This is a genomic window from Okeania sp. SIO2F4 (assembly GCF_010672385.1).
GTDB lineage: Bacteria > Cyanobacteriota > Cyanobacteriia > Cyanobacteriales > Microcoleaceae > Trichodesmium.
On record NZ_JAAHGT010001416.1, the window covers coordinates 1 to 1,356 of the forward strand.

Annotated in this window: 1 protein-coding gene; it reads right to left on the minus strand. The window is 31.6% G+C overall.

Annotation, left to right across the window (positions count from 1 at the left end):
- Nucleotides 1-801: 801 nt before the first annotated feature.
- On the minus strand, nt 802-1,356 hold a 555-nt coding region (locus F6K22_RS40870; RefSeq protein ID WP_293110885.1), incomplete at its 5' end, for an AMP-binding enzyme.

The window sequence follows — 1,356 nt, forward strand, 5'->3', positions numbered from 1 at the left end:
TTGAAAAGCAGAGCTTTGCGTCAGCAAATAGCCATTCGTCCCAAAAGGGGTGAGGAGTGAAGAGAATTGAGAAAGATTTGGTAATAATTGAAGAAGGAACATTTTTTTATACTGAATTAAGCGGATTTGATATTAGATTACAAAACTGCAAAAAAAATTCTTAACTGAACCGTATTGAGCTATAGTTCTATTTTTGGTTACTACTATTTTTTCTATCTTTATTCAGACAATTTAAAGAAATTAAGCTATGGATAAACAGTATGAAACTTTTACCTCTATTCTTCATTTGTTACATAATTCTGTCGCAAACTGCATAAAGCTCTATACTTGAGAAAAGCTATATAATTCTAAAGCAGTATTACCTTTTTCTCTTAATAAACCTGTAAGCATTCAGCTTTTAGCTGTTTGATAAATAATAGACTTCGTGGCAGTTGTCAGGGAATAGGGAATAGGTATGGAGGGAATAGGGAGATTAAATTGTTGATTTTATATCTTGAATTAATTTAATCAAGACTTTTGCAAGAGGTCTAATGAATAGATACTTCTTGTGGTCAAGGTCAGTTTTTTTTCAATACTTTTAGTTCTCCTCAAATCTATCAATACTAATTCCTGCTCAAAAGGCAATGAGTTAATTGCTGATAAATGTTGATGAAAAGTGGATTATACCAATTCGATAAAGTAATGTCGCAAATAGCAGAAGTAAGGAAGAAAGAAGACTGAATTGGGAAGAATAAAAAAATAGAGAAAGAAAAAAGGAAACAAAAGTAAATAGTTGGGGAAAATTAACAAATTGAACAATATTTACACCATAGCTTTAATTCTTTGAATGGCAATTTCCTTTAACAACTCCCGATTAATTTTCCCTTGATAATTACGAGGTAAATTTTCAACCTTTAGCCAATATTTAGGTTGTTTAAATTTGCTCAACTTTCCATCAATAGCAACTAACAATTTTTCCCTAGAAACTTGAAAATTGTTACCAACATAAACAGCAGTGACAACTTCACCCCAATATTGATCGGCTAAACCAATTACACAAACATCAGTAACTAACCCAGTTGCCAAAATAGCAGCTTCCACTTCTGCCGGAAAAACATTTTCCCCACCAGTAAGAATTTTTTGACTGCTACGACCTACTATTTTTAAGTAACCTTGACGATCAAAAAATCCTAAATCATCCGTTGCTAAATTTTCAGAATTATTAAATATGTTGGGATAATACCCTAACGCTAAAGAACTAGCTTTGATAATAATATTACCAATTTGATTGTGACCTAATATCTCTCCACTATCACTTTGAACAATAATTTTAGCGTGAGGTAATACTTGACCGTTACTATTATTTCCTGCCAAAAA